A 24,156-nucleotide genomic window follows, 5' to 3' on the forward strand; every position below is an offset into this window, starting at 1 on the left:
GATGAGTATTGTTGGACCATATCTTCCGGTAGTAACGCTCATTGGTGAACTTACAATCCTTATCATCTCATCAATCATATTTTGTGGATTTATCCTGCTAATTCTCACCTTTTATTCCATGAAGTCCGGGAATATCCTTTTTCCCCGGTTTATGAGAGCCGGTCTGTTGTTTCTTGAAGGATTAATGCGGGCGCTTTTCAGACTTTTTGGATTTGAAGATAGTGATTTTTTAAAAATTATCGTGACCCTTCAAAATTCTTTGAATTGGAAGGCATTTCTTGCAATTCCTGTCCATGATCGAGTTGTTTTTATCCCTCATTGTCTTCGATCCAATTCCTGTCCGGCTCATCTTCATGACGAAGGCCTTAAATGTCGTGAATGTGGATTATGCCGGGTCGGAGAAGGAAAACGGTTTCTGGAAGCTCTTGGATACCGGGTTTTTATCATTCCGGGTTCCTCGTTCATCAAACGAATGATAAAACGGTATCATCCGAAAGCAATTATCGGGATTGGGTGTCTTATGGAGGTGAAAGAAGGACTTGAGATGGCTAACCAGGTTGATATTATTGCAATGGGTGTTGTCAATTTATCAGATGGATGTGTTGAAACAACAGCGGACTGGGACCAGGTGTATAAGATAGCCCTTCTTGGAATTCCCGCCAAAAATGTTCCGGATGAGATGAAAAAATATCTTGATTGATTATAATAAGACTGCTGATCCCAGGAATACCAGGAGAGAAGCAAACATTCCCATTTTTAATTTCTTTGAACTTTTTGTCTGAATAATCTCTTCTGAATTTGTTGCTTTTATTCCAGATATTGCTCCATACAGGATAAATGCATCTACCAGTGATATAGCAATAAGATATGTTGTGCCCCATTTTGAAACCATAAAGAGACTAACTAAAACACCAGCAATCGCACATCCCAGAGCAAGGTAAAGTGTTGGTCTGATACCATAAAGCAGGGGAAATGTTCGTGCTCCATGTTCATTATCGCCGGGCATATCCTCAGCATCCTTAATCAGCTCCCTTGCAAGCATGACTCCAAAAGTGGCTCCTGCAATGGGAAGTACAGATATCAATCCGGGAATACCTTCAATAGCTCCTCCAAAAAGGAAAATACTGGCCGCAAGATATGAGACCGAAATATTTCCAAATAGTGGTGTTACTTTCAGGTATGCTGCATAAAGCCAGAGCAGAATTGAATTTACCAGAGCAATACCTGCTAATGATATCGGAGTAAAGGCAATTGCAATTGTATTCCCTGCCATGAATAGAATAGCAGCATAAGCCAATGCATTTCCTGATGAGATGAGTCCTGAGGGGATTGGTCTTTCAGGCTGGTTTATGGCATCAATCTCCCGGTCATAATAATCGTTAATTACATTCCCTGCACCGGTGATAAAAAGAACAATAAGAAAGATGAATACGAATATCGATGGAATTGTTCCGGTGGCGATGATAACTCCCAGAATTCCGGCAAGACCGGCAACAACTGCATTGACCGGCCTGATAATAGAAATATAAGCTGCGCCGTTCATTTCACACCTGTTTCAAAAAAGTGATACGGACGTGGAGGGATTTGAACCCCCGGCATTCAGCTTAGGAAGCTGACGCCATATCCTGACTAGGCCACACGTCCTTCCCCACTATATGGAGCAGGGATAGGTATAAGACTATCGAACGCCATTTTTAGCGGAATGGACCTCACCCAGGTCACGGAAGGCAGGACCACGATTGCTGTGCCCTGCCAGAATCCTGACGTACCCTTTCCTCCCGGAACGGCGCCGGTCTTTTACAACTCCCGAATGGCGCTGAACCGGGATACTACTGTTCTTGTTATAAGGCAGACAACTCCGCATTCCTACCTTGATGCCATGGCAGCTTCCGGTATTCGTGGTCTTCGGGTAGGATATGAAACAGGCGTTCCGATAACTCTCAATGATAAAGATCCACTTGCAATTGATCTCATCACGCATAATGTGAAAGCCCTGGACCTTGATGCCCGGATAACCTGTCGGGATGCAAACAGTCTGATGTCGGATGAAAAATTCGGGTTTGTAGATCTGGATCCCTTTGGGACTCCGGCACCATTTATTGATGCAGCAATACGGTCTTCCGGAAAGTATCTTGGTGTCACAGCAACCGACACAGCACCTCTATGTGGTGCTCATTTAAAAGCAGGCATCAGACGGTACATGGCACGACCGCTCAATACTGAATACCATACCGAAGTGGGTCTTCGCATTCTTCTGGGTAATGTTGCCAGACATGCAGCAGTATATGACAAAGGAGTGAGTCCGCTTTTCTGTTATGCTCACGAACATTTTGTCAGGCTTCATCTCCAGCTGAAAAGTAGTGCATCAGCTGCAGACAAGAGTATTGCACAGCTTGGGTATATTCACCAGTGTCCGAAATGTCCGTATCGGATGGAAGAACAGAGATTTTTTCCCGGGGTCCACACCTGCCCCTTTTGTGGAGTACCACTAACACCCACCGGACCACTCTGGACCGGTTCAATCCATGATCCGGATATTCTTGCCGGAATGATAATGGATGCTGATACATTTGTAGCCGGAGATAAGGCAGGACTTTCAAAATTGTTACCGGTGTGCAGGGATGAGCCTGATATCTCCTTTAGTTATGACTATCATAAACTTGGGAAGTTTTATCGCCTTTCACCCGGACCGATTGATGTGCTGCTTAACCGTCTGAGGGATAAAGGGTACCATGCTGGCCGGGTCCATTATTCAGGGTATGGTATTAAGACCGATGCACCGTTGGATGAAATCAGGGAATGTCTTAGTCCCTGACCCGGTTTAGAGAGAAAAAAGGGTAACTTGGCTTTGGAATGAACATATCAGCACAGATTATGCTGATATCCCTTCTGTAATTCTGTATTGGTATCGGATAATTATCGTTCGATGATGATTTGTAGGATATCCTCATCTGCAAGGCTATGTGCAATACCTACCCGTTGTGCCTCATGCTTGACGGATGTTCCCCAGATTCGTGCATATCTGAATTTATCAACAAAGTCACGATGAAGTTTCCGGCAGACATCTTCAATTTTTGAACCGGTTCTCATGATGAGTGGTTCGTCCAGATCCGCAGGTCCTGATTGTGGTTTGAGGAATATCCTGATGAACCCAAGGGCATCGTACACAGCATCCTTTAATTCCTCCATATGGTATCCGGTTGCTGCAGATATCATAAGCGGGTTTTGTCCAAACCGCTCAGTAAGATCCTCTTCGATCTTCTTTCGGTCTGCTTCATCAATAAGGTCTACCTTGTTTACGGCAATTATTGCCGGAACATATACTCTGCTTCCCATTATTGCATCAATGAGGTCATCCTGTGTTGCATTTCCTCTGATGAGGATATCAGCACTTGCTATCCGGTTTTCTGTCAGGATTGAACGAACTTCTTCAATATCCAGATCCAGTGATCCAACCGCATTTAATCTGACACCTCCGCGTGAGGTTTTTTTAATAGTGATATCCGGTCTTGGTACATTGACTCTTATTCCGGCATCATAGAGTTCACGAAAGAGGACATCAACATGCTTTTCATTGAAAACGTCTACTAAAAGGACGATCATATCGGCATTCCTGACAACAGCAATGACTTCTTTTCCTCTTCCTTTTCCCATTGCGGCACCTGCAATAAGCCCGGGGATATCCAGAAGTTGTATCTTTGCGCCTTTATGTTCAAGAGCGCCGGGAACCACTGTCAGGGTTGTGAACGCATATGCTCCAGTCTCACTTTCAGTCCCCGTGAGCACATTCAGGAGCGTGGATTTACCTGTAGAAGGAAAACCGACAAGAACCACCGTAGCATCACCGGATTTTTTGACGGCATATCCTTCACCGCCACCTCCGGCTTTCATTGCACGATTGACGGCGTCTTCTTTCATCTTGGCAAGTTTTGCCTTGAGCCGTCCGATATGCTTTGAAGTTGCTTTATTATATACGGTATTCTGGATCTCGTCCTCTATTTCCTTGATTTGATCCTCAATACCTGCCATGTATCCTAATAAGTTCCTCTCTGTGAGAGATATATCCTTGGGATCGAATTGAAAAAAACCGGTTTGTTTATATGAGTAAAGTGCTAACATTTAGAGGCACGGCTGATATAGTGTAGGGGTCAATCATGCAGGACTCTCACTCCTGCGACTGGGGTTCAAATCCCCATATCAGCACTATAAGGGACAATCAAAGTCCGTTCTTGTTTTCGTAGAAAATTTAACTAATTTCTTATCCGGTTATTATTCAGATCATTAGTAACTACATAATCATACCACTTAGCCCACAAAAGATGATTGTGAGCCGTTTATTAAATCGATCTCATGATTTATGCCGGAATCGGAAATCCTACTTTGTTCCCGGTTGTGTACTTGACGGTCAACGTTTTCTCGTTCTTGCCGTCTCGGAGAAAATTGGTGAGGTTTTTCAGTTCGCGGCTCATAGTTTCACCTTCAAGAGTATATGGGTCGTTTGAGTGGTAGGGGATCATTTTTGTTGTGTATGCTTTTTGGTGGTACCGGTTGGAAAATCAAAGACTTTGTTGTTGAGAGTAGTGCCTCAACTTGTGACCTGGTTGATTCGGTATGGTATGATACCAGTCGTCGCTCCCCCGAGTAGTCTCGTGATAATATCAGCCAGGTTTAACGCCGCAACATTTTGTTGATATACTGCATGTACCTGCTGCAATAGTCTCATATAATCCATTAATATATAAGGAATAGAAACTGCTCTTTATCCTTCCTCTATTCAGTAAGAGACTTTGCGGACATGGTTTTTCTTCCCTGCCCTTAGTCCTATCTTTGTAAGGGCCAAGAAATTATTGTTCAAAAAACAAAATTATTTAGAGTAAATATTTTCCCGCTTGCCGATTTCGATAACGATGATGATGAGTTTGTCATCTTCGAAAGTAAGAAACGCTCGATAGTCTCCGATCCGGTATCGATATGTCGGAACGTCTGGTATTCCTTCAACTTTCCGGAGATATTTTCTGGGATTGTTTACCTTTTCAAGCCACTTTATTTTATCTCGAATTCTGATGGCTACATCCCGCTGAAGCCGTTTTAGATTTAATTCCGCTTCATCGGAAAAAAAGACGCGGTAATGCAATCAGATCCCCATTTCTTTGGAAATTACATCCAGAGAACGGTATCTTCCATGTTTCATATCTTCGAGTCCCCTGCGAATCCCTTCCATAGTCCTTTCATCAATAGGTTCTTCCAGTTCGTTCGCTTGTTCCATGAGTTCAGCGATGATTTCCGCTTCTGTCGGGTCGATAGCACTTATTAGGCATTTATGAAGGACTTCACTATCAGATGATGCATCGTCACGAGCTTTCAGTATTTGAACAAGCTTGTAATCTGATTCGCTCAGGGATACGGTGACGGTCATAATAATTTATTATCCCCAATGTATCATATAGTCTCTATCAGTTTTCAGTAAAAGTTGGATAAGATTTATCGTATTTTTTGTGATATTTCATTAATATGAGTAATCGTTTCTATCATGTCAGGAAGTGCATCTCCGAAGTATTTTTCTTCATCCAGATGAGTAACCGTTTTAAAATGACAATGCAATCGTGTTTCGTATTCTTGGAAAAATCCCGACCTTTCTGGTTTGAGGCCTTGCTCAGGAGATTGATGGCCATGTATTGATCTCCCTTCGTGAGATCCTGACATTCTATCTCAATCAGCTTATTCTTTCTCCATCCGAGTTAGGTGGAACCGAGTTTAAGCTACCGGGCCTTCGAAAAATGATACCGTGTAGTTATTTTTGCAAGGTATTGAACAATAAGAGAATACTCGGACTTTGTGATTGCGCCCGTTATTACGGTCTTTTCCAGTACGGTTGATTCCTTCCGGGAATAAAAGCCCGAAATTGACCTGAACTCTAATATGTTCGTCAGTGCATTAAACATACTCGTCTAATGCTCTATTATTCCTCTTTTCAATCATCCGGATGATGAGGTCTTTGATGAGGTATTTTTCCTCATTAACAAGGATGAATCCTATGCCAGTACATGAACTCATGCCTCACATCCATTCTGAAAGTGCCCAGGAATTAGTTGGAATATTGAATGTTCTCGCCAATAGCTGAGATATTTCTGTTATTGAAAAAAATTCTCATCCAAAAGAGCATCCGGATAATGATATCAGAGAAACCGTAGAATGGGCGATAAATTTAATTATTAAATCACAAAACGAAAAATCTATAACGATATGACCTGATTGTAGAGATAGAAAATATAAATGCTCTCCATTTTTCTATTGGTCCGTAGTAAGAGTATATTGGACAAAGAATTCTTTTGTTACTATTATTGATTCTGTCGGATTATTATTCAAGATCTTCTCTTGAGATTCCAGCCTGCTTTAGGATTTCTAAAAGGGTTCCTTTCGGGATCTCACGTCAAGGGTGAACTGCAACAATGACCATGCGGCCGGAATCATGATGAATAAATATGTGGTGACTCCCCTTTAGACCGGTCTAACCTGATTCCTGCATGATAGAAATGCTGATGATTTGTTTAGGGGTGAGACGTGGCAATTTGCTCATTTTCAGAGATTGTTAATAGATATTCAAGGACATTTCTTTCAGATGGTATTTCCTCCCCATGAGCGGTTAGGCTTTCAAGATATAACTCAATAGCCTCTTTGGCATTTCCTATAGCCTCATCAAGAGTATCTCCCCATGTTACACAGCCTGGAAGGAGTGGGACAGTTACCGTGAATCCCCCTTCCGGTTCTCTCCTAAGGAGTATCCGATATTGAATCTGATTCATCGATGTATTTGAGAGTATGTGCGGACTTCATGAAAAACTTTTGAGTCGCAAATTCGTTGTTTACTCTATTTTTTTCGTGATTAAATTCTTGTTAGAAAGTGTTGTGCGAATTTAGATAATAGGCCAGGTCTGTAAAACTTATTCATGACCCGGAGTTTCAGGAGACCTTTCCAAATTGCCACTCTTCCACCGTTTCTCTTCCTAATTATTGAGCAGGCACCGAATGACAGCGAGGTTTTGTCGCTGGTTGATGCAACCATCCGCCTGTAGAAGGGAGACTCAGTTCATCCGGGGAAGGTTTCGATCCGGGCGATCAACCCGGAAGAATTCAGACCGGTGGATGGCTGGCCTGACAAGAAAACGTGTATCGTCTGCGGGAGAAGGCCGACCCATTATCCGGAACGAACGAAAGGGAAGACCCAACCTGTTACGCTCTGTAAGGTTTTTTTCCACCGGAATTGACGATTAAATCCAGCCAGCTTTGGACCATTCCCGGCATTATTGATCTCACCCGACTGGAGAGATGGACCGGTTCTTAACTCGCGGTGATATCTGTGATGGAGATGCGATCGCCTGGCAGGATTCGGGTGATCACTTCGGGATGTGTGAGACCTGCTATTCCCAGCTATGTGAGTCAGAGGTGAGAACGTTATTACTCCCCTGGCTCTGGACCGGTCACCCGTCTTCCGGAGTCTCTATTGCCCCATACTCTCGGGCTAAGCTCGCTTCACCAATGGCAGATGAACTACCCTGGTTTGAATCGAATACTCCCGGATGTGAAGACGTGCATACTGAGTCACGATGCTCTGCAATCTTCCAAATAAGAAATTAGTTCAGATGTTCTTTGAATTCTTCAAGGGTGATAGTGTTCGGTTTCACAAATCCTGCATCTTCCAGATTTTTGGGAACCCGATATTTTATCCGATTCTTATCTGAAGTGATAAACAAATCGCATCCATATGCAAGAGCGTATATCAGATGAACCCGATCCGTGTTCTCTACCCGTTAATCCACCCCTTCTGTTGCGAGCCGATAACAAATCTCTACAACTGCGGGATCAGGGTACAAAGAGGTGATATTCCATTCATCAAAAGAACGGACCAGTGATGATATTAGACGAGAGCGATCAGATTGTTTTCTCATCTGATCAATAGCTTCTCCCATTACGGTTATCGATGTTACAAGGGGAAAATTAATATTCGCTGCGTGATTCAATATGGTTTTATTTTTTGAATTCAAAGCACATTCAAAAAAGATACAGGTATCTAGAAAAGCAGACTTTACCATTTAATAGATTTGAGTCTACGCATTTTCTCATCAAATTCTTCTTTCGTAACTACAAAAGAAATGAGGCCACCCCGCCCAACTCCCCCACCATACGGTCACATACCCCGCTCGTATGGCTTACCGATATTCTCCCGTGGGTCCAGTTCAGCTTCCATTACTAATACATGGAAAAGGAGTAGAATTAATATTTCTTTTCTATCCCTCGATTATGACATCGTTCAATCTCATCTGTCTGGCATACCATTAAGAAATTTTAGCGGCCGATACCCTAATCCTGCACGCTATAGCCCATGAATGTTAGCGGGATTCTGCCGCCGGCTGCTGCAACCACCCACCAGAGTAAGGGTGACTCCGCTCATTTGGGAAGGGTTACGATCCGGGTATCAACCCGGAAGAATTCATATCGGTGGATGGCTGGCCTGACAAGAAATCGTGTATTATCTGCGGGAATAAGTAGGCCTATTACCCGGAACGAACGAAGGGGAAGACCCAACCTGTTACGCTCTGAAAGGTCTGTTACCATCGGAGTTGACGATGCAGTCCAGCCAGCTTTGGACCATTCCCGGCATTATTGATCTCACCCGGCTGGAGAGATGGGCCGGGGCTAAACAGCGGTGATATCTGTCATGGAGATGCGATTGCCTGGCAGGATCCGGGTGATAATTTCAGGATGTGTGAGACCTGCTATTCCCAGCTCTGCGAGTCATAGGTGAGAATCTGATCACTCCCCTGGCCGTGGACCGTTCTTTTGTCTTCCGGAGTATTTATTGTCCCCATACCCTTGAACAATGCCCGCTCCGCCGCTGGCAGATGAACTGTCTGGCCTGTGACCGGTACTCCCGGGTGAGGAGGATGGCATACAGAGGGTCTGTCCGCTGGAGGAGGCCTGTGCAGCTTGCTGATGCCCTCCGGCTGGTCCGGAATGAATACCAGGTCTTCCGACACCGGAAGAAATCACGGGCATATTATCATCGGAACCGTGAGAAGATCCTGCAGAAGAGGAGAGAAAAGAAATTTCCGGGTTTATTCAGACCGGAGGCTGTAATGGCCTGACCGGAAGGGGTTCTTCTCCTCCGGAGGTGTGTTGTGGGAAAGTTTGCGGTTTTTCGTGAGCGTTCGTCCCGTTCCCTGGAGAAGGTCGGCCGGTTTCGGATTGAAGGGGAGAATATTGTGAGATACTTGGATGGTATGGGAACGTATCAGGTGAGGAGATCCTGGGAGATCCTGGTTCTTCTCCGGTTAGGGGATGAGGTGATCCGGGACCTGGATGGGGGAACAGTCGGGATGATGAGCCTGTCCGGGAGTGGAAAGGGAGTGAAGATGGTGATCCAGGAGCGGTTGTATGTTGCTCCGGGCCGGAGGGTGAAGCAGGTACTGGAGGGGAAGGAGAAGAAAGGGGCGGTGTTTGGGGTAAAATTGATGTGATATTTTTACTTAGCTTTTGAATGAAACAACAATCCTACCCGATCCTGATGAATGAGTTGTAAAAAATTCACTCCGGGCAATGTCATCCATCGTGATGGAGAAAGAGAAAGGAAATGCTATCAGTAAATCAATAATCTTAGAAATTTCTACAGGATTACTATTTGCTTTGATAAGAGTTGCTAATAGCCACAATTGGAGTTCCCTATTATTGCTGGATAGCAGATTTTCTTTCGAGTACTTGTATTTTTTTCTCTGTAAGAGATTCCATTCGAATAATGTCAATGGAACAAGACAAGTTTGTTTTTGAACACAAGAACGTTCACCCCATGTGTTTTTTAATTCATTATATATCATCGGTGAACTTACTTCGTCATAAAACCCTAATTTGGTTGAGAGAATTCTCACTATATCACATACAAAGGGATAAGCAAGAATTAACAGTCCATAATGAAGCCATATACGGTCTTTAGTTCGGATATTTTTTAATAAATTACATGCATAATCCCTCAATTGTTTATCATCATCTGGGACTCTAATCCATATACGAAGTAATATTGTTATGATTTTTTTTCTACCTGCCTCATTTGGATATTTTTCTGAAAGAAACTCATGAAGAAATTTTCGGGTTAGATCTAGGTCCTTTGTTTTGCAGTAATGATCTGCTGTAAGATCAATCAAATCATGTGGGATTTTTCGATCATATCCAATCTGTTTTTTCTTCACATTCTCACCGAAGGATTTCAATAAACGGAACTAATACTTCTTCAATAGAAATACCGCCATGACAAAGAGAGGAATGATTTTTTTTATCATATGACCTGGTTCCCGACATTAACAAAGGAAATAAAAAATTGTTGAAATTTGATGATGGCCAAATAATTTGTTCATCTAATTTACTCAGTCCTCTTGATTGGAATGCCTTGTCTTTAAATATTTTAGCCCGCTTACTATTTTCTGTTAATAATTCACCTTCATTATAATCTCCAATCCCTTGGGCTAAAATATGACCATGATCTGATGTGATAAAGATATTAAAGCCTCTATCTTGCAGGGTGTTAAAAAATTGAGAGACAAATCCTTGATCTAACCATTCACGAATTTTCTTTGGCATAAGAGTGTATGAAAAATTTTCTTCATGAATGAACTCGTCAATGGTATTAATTACTAATCCAACAATGTCAGATTGATAAATCTCTTGAATTTTTGATTGATCAGTAATATCTTTTAAACGAATTCCTGTGAAATGAGAAATCCTTGTTCCTCTCGGTTCAGATGAGGACCAATAATTGATCCATAAATTTCTCTCTTTACTTTGTGTAATATCATTTATAGAATTTGATTGATGATCACTATTCTCAAATAGATAAAATGGAGGAACTCCAGAGAAAATACTTTTTCTTGATATCGATGTTAATGTGGGTATATGGGCGAATACTGGAATAATTTTAGGGTTATCATTTTTTAAAATTTCTTTTTGAATTAGTTCCCATTCATAATATGCTAATCCATCTATTACAATCAGAGCGATTTTGTCACCATTCTTCCGTTTTGATTTAATATATGGAAGAATATGATGAACCATAACTGGTTCAGGAAGATATGGGGCATTAAGGATTAATGGGTATGATTTTTGAATCCAATGGAGAAATAATTCTTCAACATTTGATTGGACAGCATTAAATTTCTCAATGTGTTTTTGATTTTGAACCTTCATTCTTAAATTTAGAATGTCAGCCCATATAGAGCAAATTTTTTGCCAATCAGAATAATGGTTTGCAATATTTGCCAATGATACAGTCCGATGTAAAAGGTCAAGAAATCTGTTCTCTAATGTTTCAGCTGAATCATGAGCAACACCGATTCTTAATCGTGGTGGAAGATTCTCGATCGATTGGGATGAAACAGGTCTTATTATCCCTTCAATAATCATCGAATCTAAATATACCCATATTTCTGTTTTTTCAAGAAATATTTTAGGTCTTTCACCATTAATAACCGAATCAAGATATTGATTCCATAGAACCTGCAAATGATCAATAAAAGAAGAATAATCAAATATGTCTATGCCATCAACTTCTGAAAATTTTTTAGTCTCTAATTTTTGAAGTATATATTCTGAATAATCTGAAGGAAGATATATCCGTTTATAATGAATTCTTATAAGATTTTCAAAGAGATCTTCAATTGTATTAATCGCATCAATGTTTATCGAAAAGACTAGCCGAAGAATTAATTCTGTTGTTTCATTAGAACCAAGTCTTTTTTGGGGTAGAAATGTCTGATATGATTCGTAAAATTGTTCAAGTAATGATACATCTAAATTTTTTACTACTGGAGTGGACAATTTATCGAAAATACTAGCTAATCCTACCTCATATGTTTCTGCATGAATGAAGATATCATACGGAATTTCAGGTATGGGAATTTCTATTCTGACAATAAAGTGGAAGGAATGATCAGAATTATAGAGATTTGGGCGAATTTCTGATTCATACCAAAGTCTAAATGAAAATGGATCAAAAAATTGAAAAAATTGATAATTCAGTGAAATTATCTCCCTTTGAATCGATTCAACGAGGAGTAATTGGTCTGGATCATATACAAAAATAAACCTATGGCGTGAGTACTTTATTTTTTCTAATACTGCATCAGGTAATGATTTCATGCAGTGTCTCCAACTGCAAGTAACAATACTGGATACTTTTCAGAAGTACTATCTACATTATTTGAACAGAATTGTTCAACTGAATTCATCAGGTTTAAATAAATTGCCTCTTTAAACTGCGTCATCCCAGATATCTGAAATGTTCCTCTTCCCAGGATCTCCCATATTTTGAATGCTGTTGTTTGAAAAAGCCTATTTTGATAATCGAGGAATATGGGCAATACCTGAATATTTCCGGATGAATTTCTCAAATGATATAAACCGAAAGTCCCTTTTACCGATCCTATTCCTTCTAATTGAATTATTGGGATATCACAGGTTTCTGTTACTCTTACAATTTCGGACAGGATTTTCTGGATTTGAGGGGTTTTTAAAGTTGCCAATTGTGAATGAGGATCTTGTGCCTCGTCAAAATCAAAAACTAAGTTATAATTTTTTGATCCATCTGGCCAAAGAACCTGATATCCAAATAGGTCTGATCCTATCTTCCCTCCGGATAATGGGACAAGGTTGTGAACCATTTGAGAAAGCCAATACGGAAGAGGATGGTGCATTAAATCATAAGCCTGTTCTGGGGAAAGTTCTTGATCACTGATAATCACATCCCAGTATCCCCGTTCTTGGTTGGCCCTACTTTTTATAATATTAAGTAGCCGGTCAATTTTCTGTTGTAATTCACCGGGATTTAACAGCGCATTTATATAAAGATCATCAAAATTCTGTTCTGCTTCTGATGAATCAAGAATATCTGATAATTTATCAAATCCAAGTTCTTGTAAAATAATCCAGAGTTTTTTGTTTAAGACTTCCCAAACCCGCTCATCAACAGTATCCTTGTATACTAAGTTATATACTTCAACATCGCGATTCTGACCAATCCTATCCACACGGCCGATTCTCTGTTCAACTCTCATCGGGTTCCAGGGAAGATCATAATTAATTACTATATGACAGAATTGCAGGTTGAGTCCTTCTCCTCCGGCCTCAGTGGAAATGAGGATCTGTATTTTTTCAGAAAAGAGACGTAGTGATATCTGTCGTTCCTCAATATCCATACTCCCATTAAGACAGATTACTGAAAATCCTCGTTTCTCTAAGTACTCTTTCAGCATCATTTGGGTTGCTACAAACTCAGTGAAAATAAGAAATTTAACCCTGGAATCAGATTCCCGGGAAATAATCTCTCTTAAGATAGCTTCTAAGGATTCAGCCCTGATGTCTGGTCCTGTCCGGGTGCAACGTTCAGCGATGGCTAAAATCTTTTGAATCTGTTCATATTCTTCGGTAAGAGGAGAGGGAGAAGTTTGAAGTAGATATTCAAGTAATTCCTGGGTATCGGTCTCAAGCATTTGTTCCAAATCTTTTGGAGAATAAGAGCACGATACTAATGATGATTCAACGACTAATGAGCGACGACGCATTGTCTCTAAAATTGCTTGAGTGCTTGAAGAAACGAGCCTCTGCATAAGAACCATGAGAAATCCGATTCCGGTTCTTTTTTCTCGTTTTGCATAGTCGTACCAGTATTTTACGTAAAAGGTTACGGCATTATACAACTCATGCTGGAGGGGCGATTCCTTGAGAGAGACAGCAATTGTTTGGGCGTGTCGTTTTCTGAATAATTGCTTCCCTTCTGCATCTATTGCATTTCGTTTTTCAGTCCGAATAACGTATTCTGATACGACTTCTCGTTCTACTTCCTGAGCCGATCTGAATCGTTTCGGATCCAAATGACCCATTAATCGAAGAAAGGCGTCCGTCTTCCCCTGGTGCGGTGTAGCAGATAATAAAAGAAGATGTTCTGTTTTTTCGGTGAGAGTTTTTGCTAATTTATATCGAGCAACCAGTTCAGATGTCCCTCCCGTTTTATGGGCTTCATCGATGATAACAAGGTCCCAATCAATAGAAGTAACAGCCAAAAATCTGGCACGATTATACTGATCACATTCTTCTGGAGTCCATCCTTTTCTTTCTTCTATTGGCTTGATAACATCAATAGAAGTAATAATCTGATTGTACCGCATCCATGCTTCTGGGGAGGCTTCAGCGGTTTCTCCAGGAATTACAATAGTAAAATCCTCATCAAATTTTTCAGATAGTTCCGATCTCCATTGCCTGATAAGACCAGCAGGGGCAACGATTAATATCTTTGATATTTTTCCTCTGACCTTTAGTTCCTGCATTATCAGGCCGGCTTCAATTGTTTTTCCAAGACCAACTTCGTCAGCTAATAGAAATCGAACCCTGGGGGATGCATATGCTCTAGCCAAAGCATATAATTGATGCGGGAGAGGAAGTATTCGTGAAGAGAAAGGTGAAATCAATGGTTCTTTTTGAATAATATCCCTTAATTTTTCTGATGCAGAAATTCCAATGATACGCTCCTTCACCCAATAATTGGAAGGGATATCACTCAGGGAAGTATTCTCTCTGATAGCTACGGTATCAGTCGAAGGAATCCATACCCGGTATTTCCCCTGTTGTATTAGAGATATTATCTGGATGGATTGATGATCATCTGATGAGTATAACCATGAGCCCGGAATTATTTTCTCATTTTCCATAATTTTTCCATGTGTTCATAATTTTTTTAAAAAATGGAAAAAAGAAATAAATTATACATTACTCATCATCTATTGAAATTTCAGGTTCTGAAGCTGCATAGATGGTTAATAATAACTCACTATTATCGATGAGGGCATATTTTGGTTCAATTTTTGAAAGTTTTTTACTTTCTTTTATAATTAATGGAACCCCTTCTCCTCGTTTTTCCATGAAATGCTTTCGACCTGGAACTCCCGGTTCATCTATTGTACATTCTGAAAGTAATTTAGTAATTAATTCATTTCGAGTAACTTGTCTGAAGGCAAGACCTTCAATAGTCAGGGTATTGGGTAGTGCTCCTGGAGAATAAATCTCTAAACGGTCACTAAATATGAAAAATCTGATTTTAGATCCTGATATCGAATAATCACGATGAGCAATTGCGTTTACAATGGCTTCAAAAACTGCAATATCACTAAAACGAGGATAATCTATTCTTTCCGGGACTTTTTTTGCGCTGATATAGTTATTTCTTTTAAAAAAAATTATAGCATCCTGTATCTGGTGATCAAGGGGGCCAAAGATTCGTTTCGAATCAACCTGATAATTTGAATCCTGATCAACTCCCCTATAACTTACTGCCTCAATGAAAGCCCCGGGGAGGTATTCTTCTGGATGATCACTACACATGAGAAGACCAGCAACGGATGCACGAATTATGCCATCTTCATCTTTTGTCAGCAAATTTCTTTTTAATAAAGTCGTCTCCTGATCCCCTTCAATACCTTGTATGAATCTCTCTAACAGATCGGGTTTCAAGGTTCGTGATTCCGTTCCTGGAACGCTTTGTTCTTCAAAACGGATTACTCTAGCCTGACTTCGTTGCTGAAAAAGTCTAGCTAATAAATCTGGTGCCATCTCCCTTTTAGAGCTTCCATGTCGATAAAAATAACCCCCAGGACTTTTATGAACAAAAAGACTTCGAGGGATATCTACCTTAATTACCGCTCGTTTTATTCCCGTAGAATCTGGGAGTTCCATTCGGTAAACGCGAACAGTTACCGCAGGTTTTATTACGTCTGTCGTAATTTCACGGACATAATCCTCAACAAGATTTAATTTGTCAATAGGAATCCCAATAATCTCTCTTGATTTATCATCTACACCCAATACAAGGACTGCACCTGATGTATTAGCAATGGCTGCGATCTCATCGGCAAGATCTGATCTTGAAGGTCCAGCAACTTTTTCACCTCTAAATCTGACTTCCTTCAATTCAAGGGAGTTATCTTCACCAAGAAAAATTTTCCTTTGAAGTTCTTCCTGACTATCAAACATCATGGCCACCTGCAGTTAATCGCTTATACCTTTTTTCAAGAGCTTCATTTCCACCTTCCATTATGGTGCAAATATCATCCCTTACTTTTTGATTTTGCAGACTATCTTTGCAGGAAGGAATTGTCAGGCCACTGGTATTGATTTTCAAAGCAATAACTAATTCTGCATCGCCATTTACAACAATGTTTGGATTATGTGTGACGATTATTATCTGTCTGTTGGTTTTCTTCTCTTTAATTTGTGAAACGATAAGCGTGTATATTAATTGATTATCCAAATCATCTTCGGGTTGGTCAAGGATAAGGGGTTCATTTCCATACGATAAGAAAAAAGCAAGAAGCGCTGCAGTCATCTGTCCTGGTGAACCCTTTTTTATTGATCGAAAACTTTCCCGTGTGCTTGTTCGATATTCTATTTCTATTCCATCTTCAGGGAACCAGCAATCAAGCCTATCAATCAGCTCTGGAGATACTTTTTGAAGTCGCTTTTGAAAAGATAATCCAAATGACTTCGTATCATTCCCATTATATATCAACCGGATATCATTTTTGATTCGTTCTAATCCCTGTAAAACATGGTTTTCCAGATCATCGGAATCACAATTTCTGTGATTATGAGGATACAGATCTTTGAATAGGCCTGTATTATCCTCAATGGAACCAATATCTTTTTCAAATTTTTCTGGTTCAATTCCAAGAACTTCCCTGAAATTTGCTTCAGCATTCTTTCTATCATTATATGGAGATATTATGATTCGGACAACAGGATTATTACCCAATATCTCATTCGCAAAAATTATTCTCTGCTGAGTAAGTTTTTTTCTGAGTGTATAATAATTATTAAGACAGGATTTCGCCTCTTTTTCTACATTACTGTATGTTTTTTTTCTTGTTGAAATATCCAGGAGTGATTGTTCAAGATAATATTTCTTCTGTATGAGAGAACCGTAGTCAGAAGGATTAATTACACCTGAATCTGCCATATTGGAGATCAATTGATGATATTTTTTCTCATCTTCGGCAATTTCTGCGATAGATGCAGATTTTTCTTTACATAGGGTCCAATCTTCCCAAATCGAGTCAATTTCACTTGCATTAGTCTTAATTATATCCGAAATTGTTTCCAATCTTTTTGTAACTGCAATAATATCTTTTACAAAATCTGGTGGATTATCTTCCAATTCATTAAAATCTGAAGGGAGGATGCGATCGGCTACTTTAAGTAAAATATCTTTGTTATTTTGCCAGGATTCTTCCCAATTAGATAATTCACGGCGAATCCTTTGTCCTTGCTGATATTTTTTTAATATATCTGCATATCCAGATGTTTCAAATATTTCTATTCTCTTCGTGATATCATCGAGTTCACCTTTAACTTTAGATTCATCCTTTATCTGATTGTAAATTTCCCGAAGAGATGATTGCAAAGAGAGATATCGCGACTTTTCCTGCTCTATTTTTTCTCTGATCTCGATTATTCCACTATCTGGGGCATTATCAATAATTTCCAGAATGCTTTGTGGATTTTTTGCCATTTCAAAGATTTGTTTTTGGCTGCAGATTCGAACAGGAAATCGTTCAGGGATAATACCATCAGAGGTTCTCCTTGTCCCATCACCGGTAATTTCCTGAATTGAAGGTACTGTTCCATCAGGGTTCCATTGAATACAGTACGAATACTGATCTTTATAAAATTGAACGTAAAAATGAGAATTTTGAGTAATTAATCCATCATCATCACGAGTTTTGGAGACGGCTGAATATTTTTTTTGTGTCTCGTATATCTCTTCTAATTGTTTAATTTCATCTTCACGCCGTAATGCCAAACGAAGAAATTCAATGATACTGGATTTACCAGTACCCCTTCCACCAATGATGGTATTCAAACACGGATTTAATGAAAGGGTAAGTGAAGAACCTCTCCCAATATATTTGGCATCTTTGATAGTTATTGAATGGATGTAATTCTGGGTATAGTAATTTGGATCTGTTTGGACTGAATCTGACCGTTTTATTGATTCATTACCATCAAGGAGAGCTAGGCATAACCCCTCAAATGAGGGAGTATTTCCCATCTTTATCCAGGTATAAAAACTTCCCGGGATCCTATCCTCTGGGTTTCCATATGGTATGTGCGAATCAGAACATAAAATTTCAGAGAATGAAAATTTATTATCATAATATAATGGAGGTTTTGTGGACTGAAGATCCCTTACCTCAATGGCACGTATATTTTGGTTACTCAATTTTTTTACTAAAGATATTCCATCTATAACCTGATTATGTTCAATATAGTGATGAAAAATTCCTTTTGGAGTATCAACGTGGGCTAATATTGCGATACCGCCTAAATCTGCTATAGCATTACAAACATCATCAACTGATTTTAATGTTCTTCCATTATGATCACCAATTTGATCATCATAATTGATTTTCCCAAAGAGTTGATAAATGATCTCACTTCTCTTTTCCGGACTAAAGATTCCCAATAGGTGAATCCCATCTGCGGATATTTCTACTCCAGGGAGAATACATATTTCTCTAAATTCTGGATTATTTTCATTTTTAAGGGATTGATATGCATCCTGGATTTGAGATATCCATTCACCGGAGTTGTGATCAGTTATGGCAATGCAATCAATATCTGCCTGCATATACAGAAGGAGCCATTCTCTAGGAGTAATAGCATTAAATCTTTCTTTATCGGGTCCATTACCATAGTCAAGAGAGGCGGGAGTATGAGTATGAAGATCACATCGCCACCATTTTGCCCCGGCCCAGTTTCTGTAATTAACAGAATCTTCCATCATCTCGACCCCATTTATATAGTATAGGAAATTGCAAGGATATAATTCTACTCGCTCTCATTCTCCCCCTCTCATTACCGCATTATCGAAGTACATCAATAACTGATCATCTTCCTGGAGAACCTTTGGCGGGAGTCGTTTTCCAACCGAAACAATAGTCCCGTAATCCCGCTCCTTCCATGCCTTTGCAAATCCGGCCCTGACAGCCTCACTCCTGAAGAGTTTCAATTTTCCTTTACCCTGAACATACGTTCCAAACTCCCGAAGGAGCGAGCGTTCACGTATTTTTTCAAGGTCAGATGTCTTTGATGGATTTGGAACATACCATTTTCCCTGGTCATCTTTAAGGAAATTCTCTTCAAGAACATCAGATAATTCTGGAAGAGCCTCATGGGAATCCTGATGTAGTTGCCTTAAAAAGGCTGGCTGAATCTCCTGATAGGTCTGTGGAGTTGCAAGCTCCTGCCTGAGCCACTGAACCGCACTTCGCTCATCATGGACAAATATCGAAAGTTGTCCCACATCATGTGCCTGTAATCTCGCTGAATCATACCCCTCAACCTGTTCGGGGAGGAAATACATAGTATCCCGCTCCGGGTATCTCTGGGCAAGACCAGCATAGAATTCGGCAGAAGAAATAGGCACGGTGATACCACGCTGGACATGGAAGGCGACCATCCGGTCAAACAGAAGATAGTTTTGGCGCTCTGCTATCGTTTCGATGATACCTTCTTTTTCAACAACCACAGGGAGATGTTTAAGATGTTCATCGATAAATGTCCAGACTCCTTCTTCAGTACCGGCAGTTAAGGTGAATGTTTGTTCGAGAACTGTAGAGGGTTTGTAGGCGGATATGATAAGATCTTGTTTAACGGCCCCTAAAGTTGATGATTGTTTTATTGTTCCGCTTTTCTTGTCTAAAATTCTAACATCAGCGATAATAAAACCACTTTTTTGCATTGCTTCCTGTATCGCAATCCACACATTATTTGATGAATTATGAAATTCGATAGTGATCCAACGATTAGGTTTTAATATAAAAAAATTTTTAGAAAAACAAGATTTCATTAATTCTTTATAGTCGTCAATTGACTTTTCTTGTGTTTTGTTAATTATCGCTTCGGTTTTTTGATTAGTAAACACTTTTAGCCAAGATTCCCACAAAAAATTCACTTCGGAATACATTATATTTGCCCCAAATGGAGGATCTGTGAATATATAATCAACAGTATTCTCGATGATATTTAATTTACTATTAGAGGATGTTTGAATTATCACATCAGAATTTTGTTTTCGACGATGAATATTCAAAATATCTAAAAATTTACTCTGAAATAATTCTAAAATATTTTGTTCACACATCAATGCAGGTATATATAACGTGCCTAAAAGCGGTCCATTTATTCTCCCATTAGGGTTATGTTCGTTAATTACGAATCTATTTCCAATATATCCATTTCGCTGTATAAAACTGGTAAGTATACACTTAATTGAATTTTTTAGGCCTTTATTGTCAATTTTATCTATTTTTGCTAAAAATGCTGATATTATGAAAAGGTTTCTTTTTGTATAGAAATGATGAACTCTTGTTAAACCTAAATGTGTTCCTTTTCTCCAAATATCTCCCCAATTCTCTTCTTTGAATAATATAGGAATAGTGGGATGAAAATATGGAATTGAAAGTGAATCTATTTTATTTAGTAATGAAATGTCATTTTCATCAGGTTCCTTAATAATTTTTTTTATTTTATTACGATACTTAACAGAATATACAATTCTTACAGGCACTCTTTTCGGGTAATTAATTACCTCATTTAAAGAATGATCAAAAGTTGTTGTCAATACCTTATCAAATTCAGCTTTTTTTATTATTGAACCGCAAATAGAACAATTAAACTCTTTCTTTACCTCTGAATGTTTAAAATCAACTGCAGAATCCCAATATATAAATTCGTTAGAACAGGATGGACAATAATATGCATCACTCCAAACAACATATTCTATTTTTCCGGTAATAATTTCTCTATTACTTTCTGTATTTAAAATATCATTATCTTCTAATAAATGGTTTGTTTCATACATCCATCCACATTCAGCCTTAACCTCCTCTAATATTCGTTTTGCTTCTCGCTCGAATTCATCAGAATCAACTGGATTATTATAATTATATGCGATAAAAGTTGCAGCCGGAGAAAGATCACAAAGAATTGCTCTTCGTGCCCCCCATTCAACTTCAGGCATTTCCTTTTCAATCTTCTCTTTAAATTCTGGATCCGGACAACCACACATCTGGGCAGCCACCCCGGTCATTCCGGTCCCACAAAATCCATCAAAAACAATATCCCCTGGTTTGGTATAGTGAAGGATATATCGCATTATCGCTTTATGAGGTACCTTTGTGTGATAGGAATGAGCCATGTATATCGGATCATTCTTGCCTTCTGAAACATCAGCAGAAAATGGTTCTCGGTTGTAACCATCATTGGGATCATAGGGTGTCCCATACATCTCGATAAATTCTCCAATCCAGGGATTCGGGCAGGCGGTATAAAACGGTGGATCAGAAAGAGCGATAATATCCTCGTCTTTTCCAATGGGAAATCCATCTATTGATCGAAGAGAATCCAGAATCTCTTTTGTCAAAACATACTCTTTCTTATCTTTCACGATCCACCCCGGGTCATAGAATTATCATAGTACATGAGCAATTGATCATCTTCCTGGAGAATATTCTCTGGAAGTCGTTGTCCTATCAGGATAATTGTCTGATAATCCTGTTTTGTCCAGGCTTTTCTAAATCCGGCCCTTATTGCTTCTGTTCTGAATAGTTTGAGCCTTCCCTTTCCGGTCCGATACGTATCAAACTCTCTCAGAAGAGCACGTTCCCGTATCTTCTCCAGGTCCGAAAGGCGTGAAGGGTCGGGAGTATACCATCTCTCTTCATCTGTCTTGAGGAAATATTGTTCAAGAATGTCTGCTAATTCAGGCAATTTCTCAAATTTATCTAGATGTAATACCCTGAGAAACAGAGGTTGAATCTCCTGATAAGTCATCTGTTTATCGGAAAGAAGATGGGTAAGCCATTGAACGGTAGATCGTTCATCATGGACAAAAAGAACCGTCTGTTCGATTCGATCAACTTTAATCCGCTGCTTATCATACGTGGCCACCTGTTCATCAAGGAAATACATACCATCCCGCTCAGGGTACCGCTGTTTCAGGCCGGCATAAAAATCTCCTGATGAAATTGGTATTTGTGCACCCCTCTGCACAAAAAATGCAACCATCCGGTCAAAGAGCAAATACCCCTTCCTCTCCTCAATAATCCGGATAATCCCCCCCGTCCCATCCACAATGGGAAGACGCCCCAAATGTTGATGAATAAACTCCCAGACCGTGGATTCATCAGAACTAGCAAGATGGGCATGTGTTTCAAGATCGTGTTCTGGCTTATATGATGTGATGATAAGATCCTGCTTGACAGCACCAGGCGTATTCTTTTGGTAAAATGTTCCCTGTTTCTTATCGAGTACACGGACATCGGCAACAACAAAACCGGCTTTCATTAAGCCTTCCTGAATTGCCATCCACACCGAATTTTTAGAGTTATGAAACTCTACTGTCATCCATCTGCCAGGTTTTAATACCCGGTAAAATTCTCTGAAACATGATTCCATGAGAGTCTGATATTCTGAGAGACCTTTCTGGCGAAATTTGGTGATGATAGCCTCAGGTTCATCATTTGTAGTAACTCCAAGCCATGATTCCCAGAGATAATTTAATTCAGCGTACTGCAGGTTCCCACCAAAAGGAGGATCAATAAAAATGTAGTCAATCGATTCTGAAGGGATCAGACGAAGGTCTCCTGAAGATCCTGTTGAAATGCAGGCATGATGTTCTGGATCCATCATTTCATACATATTTCCAATATCTCTGAGCTTCCTTGGAAACACATCGAGAGGAGATACCTCTACAGAAATAGTAGGGATGAAAAAGGTTCCCTGAAGTTTTGGGGTTCCACCCGGTTTTACCGGTTGATAGATTCTCATCCGATTAATATGAAGATGAATGGAGGATAAGATAAACAATAATGCTTTATGGTCTAGCTGTTTTGCACGATGAAAGAGGGCTGCAAAGATCCAAAGGTTCCTTTTGGTATAATATTGATGAACGTGAGTAATCCCATGTGTTCGTTCAGGATGTTTTCGAAGTTCCCCTTCATGCATCAATCGGGTTGGATACCAGTAGGGAATGTGTTCTGATAAAATACGTTGAATAATGTCTAAATCATGTCCATCAGGTGCCTTGTTATATCTGGTTATTTTCCCTTTCGAATCGGTTATTGAATAGTTTATTTTAACGGGTACTTGTTTTGCTCGGGTTACTGTCTGCTGCAAGGAATCATCGTACACCGATTCTCTGACCCGCTCCATATCCTTCTTTTCAATTATTGCCTCACAAAAAGGACAGGAAAGATCATTATGAAATGTACCGTCTGGCTTTATTGCAATATCCCAGAAGATTATATCTTTCATACACGAAGGACAAATAAAAACGTCGCTCCAGATGATATAATTGATTTTTCCGATGATTGGAACTTTTTCTCCTTGGATATCTGTTTGATATTGTTGGTTGCCTTCAATTACGTGGTATGTTTCAAAAAGCCACCCACATTCTTTCTCTACTTCCAGAGCGATTCCTGAAGCATCTGTAAATAATTGCGATTTTTTAATTGGATTATTATAGCCATATGCAATAAATGTAGCAGCAGGTGAAAGATCAGATAATATTGCTTTTCGAACTCCCCATTCAACGATACTATTTTCCTTCTCAATGAGTTTTTTAAAATCGTTATCAGGGTGTCCACACATATACGAAGCCACCCCGGTCATTCCGGTCCCACAAAAACCATCAAGAACAATATCTCCAGGACTGGTATAATGGAGAAGATATCTCATTATTGCTTTATGTGGAACTTTCGTGTGATAGGAATGGACATTATAGATAGGATCATTTTTTCCCTCCGAAACATCTGCAGTATATGGAGTCTGATCATAATCATGAGTGGTCCCAAATTCCTTAATTCCTGATGATATGAATTCGGATATCCAGGGATTAGGACACGCTGTAAATACTGGAGGATCTGATAGAAATATTATATTTTCATCATTTCCATCAGGGAATCCTTCAATCCCTTTTAATTCAGTAAGTAATGAATCTGAAAATTCTAATTTTTTCTGCATTATTGTCACTAATTCACATGAAATTATAGGAGAAATGTAGTTACA

At 39.6% G+C, this 24,156-nt stretch carries 22 protein-coding genes, 2 tRNA genes and 1 pseudogene; 8 read left to right on the forward strand and 17 right to left on the reverse strand.

Going from position 1 to position 24,156, the window contains the following annotated elements; genetic code table 11:
- The first annotated feature begins 1 nt into the window (after position 1).
- Entirely contained in the window at positions 2-700 is a 699-nt protein-coding gene (locus tag DLD82_RS07415) for a DUF116 domain-containing protein (RefSeq protein WP_181391306.1), read from the forward strand.
- Here the strand turns inward: DLD82_RS07415 and DLD82_RS07420 are convergent, their stop codons facing one another.
- Positions 701-1,543, reverse strand: coding sequence for a geranylgeranylglycerol-phosphate geranylgeranyltransferase (locus tag DLD82_RS07420; RefSeq protein ID WP_109940470.1), 843 nt, complete (start codon positions 1,541-1,543; stop codon positions 701-703). It abuts the gene before it with no gap.
- Positions 1,544-1,569: 26 nt separating this feature from the next.
- Positions 1,570-1,644 (reverse strand) — tRNA-Arg (locus DLD82_RS07425).
- Positions 1,645-1,702: 58 nt separating this feature from the next.
- Between DLD82_RS07425 and DLD82_RS07430 the strand changes: the two genes are divergently transcribed.
- Positions 1,703-2,815 carry a tRNA (guanine(10)-N(2))-dimethyltransferase gene (locus tag DLD82_RS07430; protein WP_109940471.1) on the forward strand — a complete coding sequence of 371 codons (1,113 nt, stop codon included), beginning with the start codon at positions 1,703-1,705 and terminating at the stop codon, positions 2,813-2,815.
- 101 nt (positions 2,816-2,916) lie between these two features.
- On the opposite strand, the gene DLD82_RS07435 is transcribed toward DLD82_RS07430, so the two are convergent.
- Positions 2,917-4,029, reverse strand: coding sequence for an OBG GTPase family GTP-binding protein (locus tag DLD82_RS07435; protein WP_109940512.1), 1,113 nt, complete (start codon positions 4,027-4,029; stop codon positions 2,917-2,919).
- Positions 4,030-4,130: 101 nt separating this feature from the next.
- Here DLD82_RS07435 and DLD82_RS07440 point away from each other — a divergent pair.
- Positions 4,131-4,203: transfer RNA gene (locus DLD82_RS07440), tRNA-Glu, on the forward strand.
- Between the two features lie 382 nt (positions 4,204-4,585).
- Here DLD82_RS07440 and DLD82_RS18495 read toward each other — a convergent pair.
- From DLD82_RS18495 to DLD82_RS07460, 5 genes are all read right to left on the reverse strand, one after another.
- Entirely contained in the window at positions 4,586-4,723 is a 138-nt protein-coding gene (locus DLD82_RS18495; protein WP_219968310.1) for a hypothetical protein, read from the reverse strand.
- Between the two features lie 141 nt (positions 4,724-4,864).
- Positions 4,865-5,134: a type II toxin-antitoxin system RelE family toxin gene (locus DLD82_RS07445; RefSeq protein WP_109940472.1), complete on the reverse strand. Its 270-nt coding sequence runs from the start codon at positions 5,132-5,134 to the stop codon at positions 4,865-4,867.
- A complete protein-coding gene (locus tag DLD82_RS07450) occupies positions 5,135-5,416 on the reverse strand; it encodes a hypothetical protein (protein WP_109940473.1) in 282 nt (93 codons plus the stop codon).
- Between the two features lie 112 nt (positions 5,417-5,528).
- The gene (locus DLD82_RS18500) at positions 5,529-5,672 is read right to left on the reverse strand and encodes a hypothetical protein (RefSeq protein WP_181391308.1); all 144 of its coding nucleotides are present in this window, start codon (positions 5,670-5,672) and stop codon (positions 5,529-5,531) included.
- Positions 5,673-6,548: 876 nt separating this feature from the next.
- Complete coding sequence (locus DLD82_RS07460; RefSeq protein ID WP_109940475.1) at positions 6,549-6,803, reverse strand: type II toxin-antitoxin system HicB family antitoxin; 255 nt, start codon at positions 6,801-6,803, stop codon at positions 6,549-6,551.
- A 250-nt stretch (positions 6,804-7,053) separates the two neighbouring features.
- Between DLD82_RS07460 and DLD82_RS18230 the strand changes: the two genes are divergently transcribed.
- Entirely contained in the window at positions 7,054-7,272 is a 219-nt protein-coding gene (locus DLD82_RS18230; RefSeq protein ID WP_181391309.1) for a hypothetical protein, read from the forward strand.
- A 54-nt stretch (positions 7,273-7,326) separates the two neighbouring features.
- Complete coding sequence (locus DLD82_RS07465; protein ID WP_109940476.1) at positions 7,327-7,635, forward strand: hypothetical protein; 309 nt, start codon at positions 7,327-7,329, stop codon at positions 7,633-7,635.
- A gap of 173 nt (positions 7,636-7,808) precedes the next feature.
- On the opposite strand, the gene DLD82_RS07470 is transcribed toward DLD82_RS07465, so the two are convergent.
- A complete protein-coding gene (locus DLD82_RS07470) occupies positions 7,809-7,967 on the reverse strand; it encodes a hypothetical protein (protein WP_181391310.1) in 159 nt (52 codons plus the stop codon).
- 413 nt (positions 7,968-8,380) lie between these two features.
- Between DLD82_RS07470 and DLD82_RS07475 the strand changes: the two genes are divergently transcribed.
- The 3 genes from DLD82_RS07475 (at position 8,381) to DLD82_RS07485 (ending at position 9,515) form a co-directional block, all read left to right on the forward strand.
- Positions 8,381-8,665, forward strand: coding sequence for a hypothetical protein (locus DLD82_RS07475; RefSeq protein ID WP_109940478.1), 285 nt, complete (start codon positions 8,381-8,383; stop codon positions 8,663-8,665).
- A 160-nt stretch (positions 8,666-8,825) separates the two neighbouring features.
- Entirely contained in the window at positions 8,826-9,143 is a 318-nt protein-coding gene (locus DLD82_RS07480; protein WP_109940479.1) for a hypothetical protein, read from the forward strand.
- A 33-nt stretch (positions 9,144-9,176) separates the two neighbouring features.
- Entirely contained in the window at positions 9,177-9,515 is a 339-nt protein-coding gene (locus DLD82_RS07485) for a hypothetical protein (protein WP_109940480.1), read from the forward strand.
- A gap of 9 nt (positions 9,516-9,524) precedes the next feature.
- Here the strand turns inward: DLD82_RS07485 and DLD82_RS07490 are convergent, their stop codons facing one another.
- The 8 genes and pseudogenes from DLD82_RS07490 to DLD82_RS07520 form a co-directional block, all read right to left on the reverse strand.
- Positions 9,525-10,238 carry a hypothetical protein gene (locus DLD82_RS07490; protein ID WP_146199726.1) on the reverse strand — a complete coding sequence of 238 codons (714 nt, stop codon included), beginning with the start codon at positions 10,236-10,238 and terminating at the stop codon, positions 9,525-9,527.
- 4 nt (positions 10,239-10,242) lie between these two features.
- Complete coding sequence (gene pglZ / locus DLD82_RS07495; RefSeq protein ID WP_109940482.1) at positions 10,243-12,180, reverse strand: BREX-3 system phosphatase PglZ; 1,938 nt, start codon at positions 12,178-12,180, stop codon at positions 10,243-10,245.
- A complete protein-coding gene (locus tag DLD82_RS07500) occupies positions 12,177-14,744 on the reverse strand; it encodes a DEAD/DEAH box helicase (RefSeq protein ID WP_109940483.1) in 2,568 nt (855 codons plus the stop codon). Before DLD82_RS07500 ends, pglZ begins: the two co-directional genes overlap by 4 nt.
- A 58-nt stretch (positions 14,745-14,802) precedes the next feature.
- A complete protein-coding gene (locus DLD82_RS07505) occupies positions 14,803-16,065 on the reverse strand; it encodes an ATP-binding protein (protein ID WP_219968311.1) in 1,263 nt (420 codons plus the stop codon).
- Complete coding sequence (locus DLD82_RS19445) at positions 16,055-18,871, reverse strand: TrlF family AAA-like ATPase (protein ID WP_109940485.1); 2,817 nt, start codon at positions 18,869-18,871, stop codon at positions 16,055-16,057. Before DLD82_RS19445 ends, DLD82_RS07505 begins: the two co-directional genes overlap by 11 nt.
- Positions 18,872-18,925: 54 nt before the next feature.
- Positions 18,926-21,109, reverse strand: a complete 2,184-nt coding sequence (locus tag DLD82_RS07515; RefSeq protein ID WP_245920395.1) for a DNA methyltransferase — start codon at positions 21,107-21,109, stop codon at positions 18,926-18,928.
- A 57-nt stretch (positions 21,110-21,166) separates the two neighbouring features.
- Positions 21,167-21,376 (reverse strand): annotated as a pseudogene (locus DLD82_RS19545) (DNA methyltransferase); the annotation flags it as partial.
- Between the two features lie 155 nt (positions 21,377-21,531).
- Positions 21,532-24,111 (reverse strand): DNA methyltransferase, encoded by a 2,580-nt coding sequence (locus tag DLD82_RS07520; RefSeq protein ID WP_109940486.1) that lies wholly within the window; start codon positions 24,109-24,111, stop codon positions 21,532-21,534.
- Positions 24,112-24,156 lie beyond the last annotated feature (45 nt).

The organism is Methanospirillum stamsii (assembly GCF_003173335.1).
In the GTDB taxonomy this organism is placed as follows: domain Archaea; phylum Halobacteriota; class Methanomicrobia; order Methanomicrobiales; family Methanospirillaceae; genus Methanospirillum; species Methanospirillum stamsii.

Bases quoted from the DNA above. Each gene is read 5' to 3' on its own strand.
- DLD82_RS07475 (WP_109940478.1), top strand. From the start codon at position 8,381: ATGAATGTTAGCGGGATTCTGCCGCCGGCTGCTGCAACCACCCACCAG.
- DLD82_RS07470 (WP_181391310.1), bottom strand. From the start codon at position 7,967: ATGGGAGAAGCTATTGATCAGATGAGAAAACAATCTGATCGCTCTCGT.
- DLD82_RS07435 (WP_109940512.1), bottom strand. From the start codon at position 4,029: ATGGCAGGTATTGAGGATCAAATCAAGGAAATAGAGGACGAGATCCAG.
- DLD82_RS07415 (WP_181391306.1), top strand. From the start codon at position 2: ATGAGTATTGTTGGACCATATCTTCCGGTAGTAACGCTCATTGGTGAA.
- DLD82_RS18230 (WP_181391309.1), top strand. From the start codon at position 7,054: ATGCAACCATCCGCCTGTAGAAGGGAGACTCAGTTCATCCGGGGAAGG.
- DLD82_RS07450 (WP_109940473.1), bottom strand. From the start codon at position 5,416: ATGACCGTCACCGTATCCCTGAGCGAATCAGATTACAAGCTTGTTCAA.
- DLD82_RS19445 (WP_109940485.1), bottom strand. From the start codon at position 18,871: ATGATGGAAGATTCTGTTAATTACAGAAACTGGGCCGGGGCAAAATGG.
- DLD82_RS07465 (WP_109940476.1), top strand. From the start codon at position 7,327: ATGGACCGGTTCTTAACTCGCGGTGATATCTGTGATGGAGATGCGATC.
- DLD82_RS07505 (WP_219968311.1), bottom strand. From the start codon at position 16,065: ATGATGTTTGATAGTCAGGAAGAACTTCAAAGGAAAATTTTTCTTGGT.
- DLD82_RS07460 (WP_109940475.1), bottom strand. From the start codon at position 6,803: ATGAATCAGATTCAATATCGGATACTCCTTAGGAGAGAACCGGAAGGG.
- DLD82_RS18500 (WP_181391308.1), bottom strand. From the start codon at position 5,672: ATGGCCATCAATCTCCTGAGCAAGGCCTCAAACCAGAAAGGTCGGGAT.
- DLD82_RS07515 (WP_245920395.1), bottom strand. From the start codon at position 21,109: ATGCCTGAAGTTGAATGGGGGGCACGAAGAGCAATTCTTTGTGATCTT.
- DLD82_RS18495 (WP_219968310.1), bottom strand. From the start codon at position 4,723: ATGAGACTATTGCAGCAGGTACATGCAGTATATCAACAAAATGTTGCG.
- DLD82_RS07500 (WP_109940483.1), bottom strand. From the start codon at position 14,744: ATGGAAAATGAGAAAATAATTCCGGGCTCATGGTTATACTCATCAGAT.
- DLD82_RS07420 (WP_109940470.1), bottom strand. From the start codon at position 1,543: ATGAACGGCGCAGCTTATATTTCTATTATCAGGCCGGTCAATGCAGTT.
- pglZ (WP_109940482.1), bottom strand. From the start codon at position 12,180: ATGAAATCATTACCTGATGCAGTATTAGAAAAAATAAAGTACTCACGC.
- DLD82_RS07430 (WP_109940471.1), top strand. From the start codon at position 1,703: ATGGACCTCACCCAGGTCACGGAAGGCAGGACCACGATTGCTGTGCCC.
- DLD82_RS07520 (WP_109940486.1), bottom strand. From the start codon at position 24,111: ATGCAGAAAAAATTAGAATTTTCAGATTCATTACTTACTGAATTAAAA.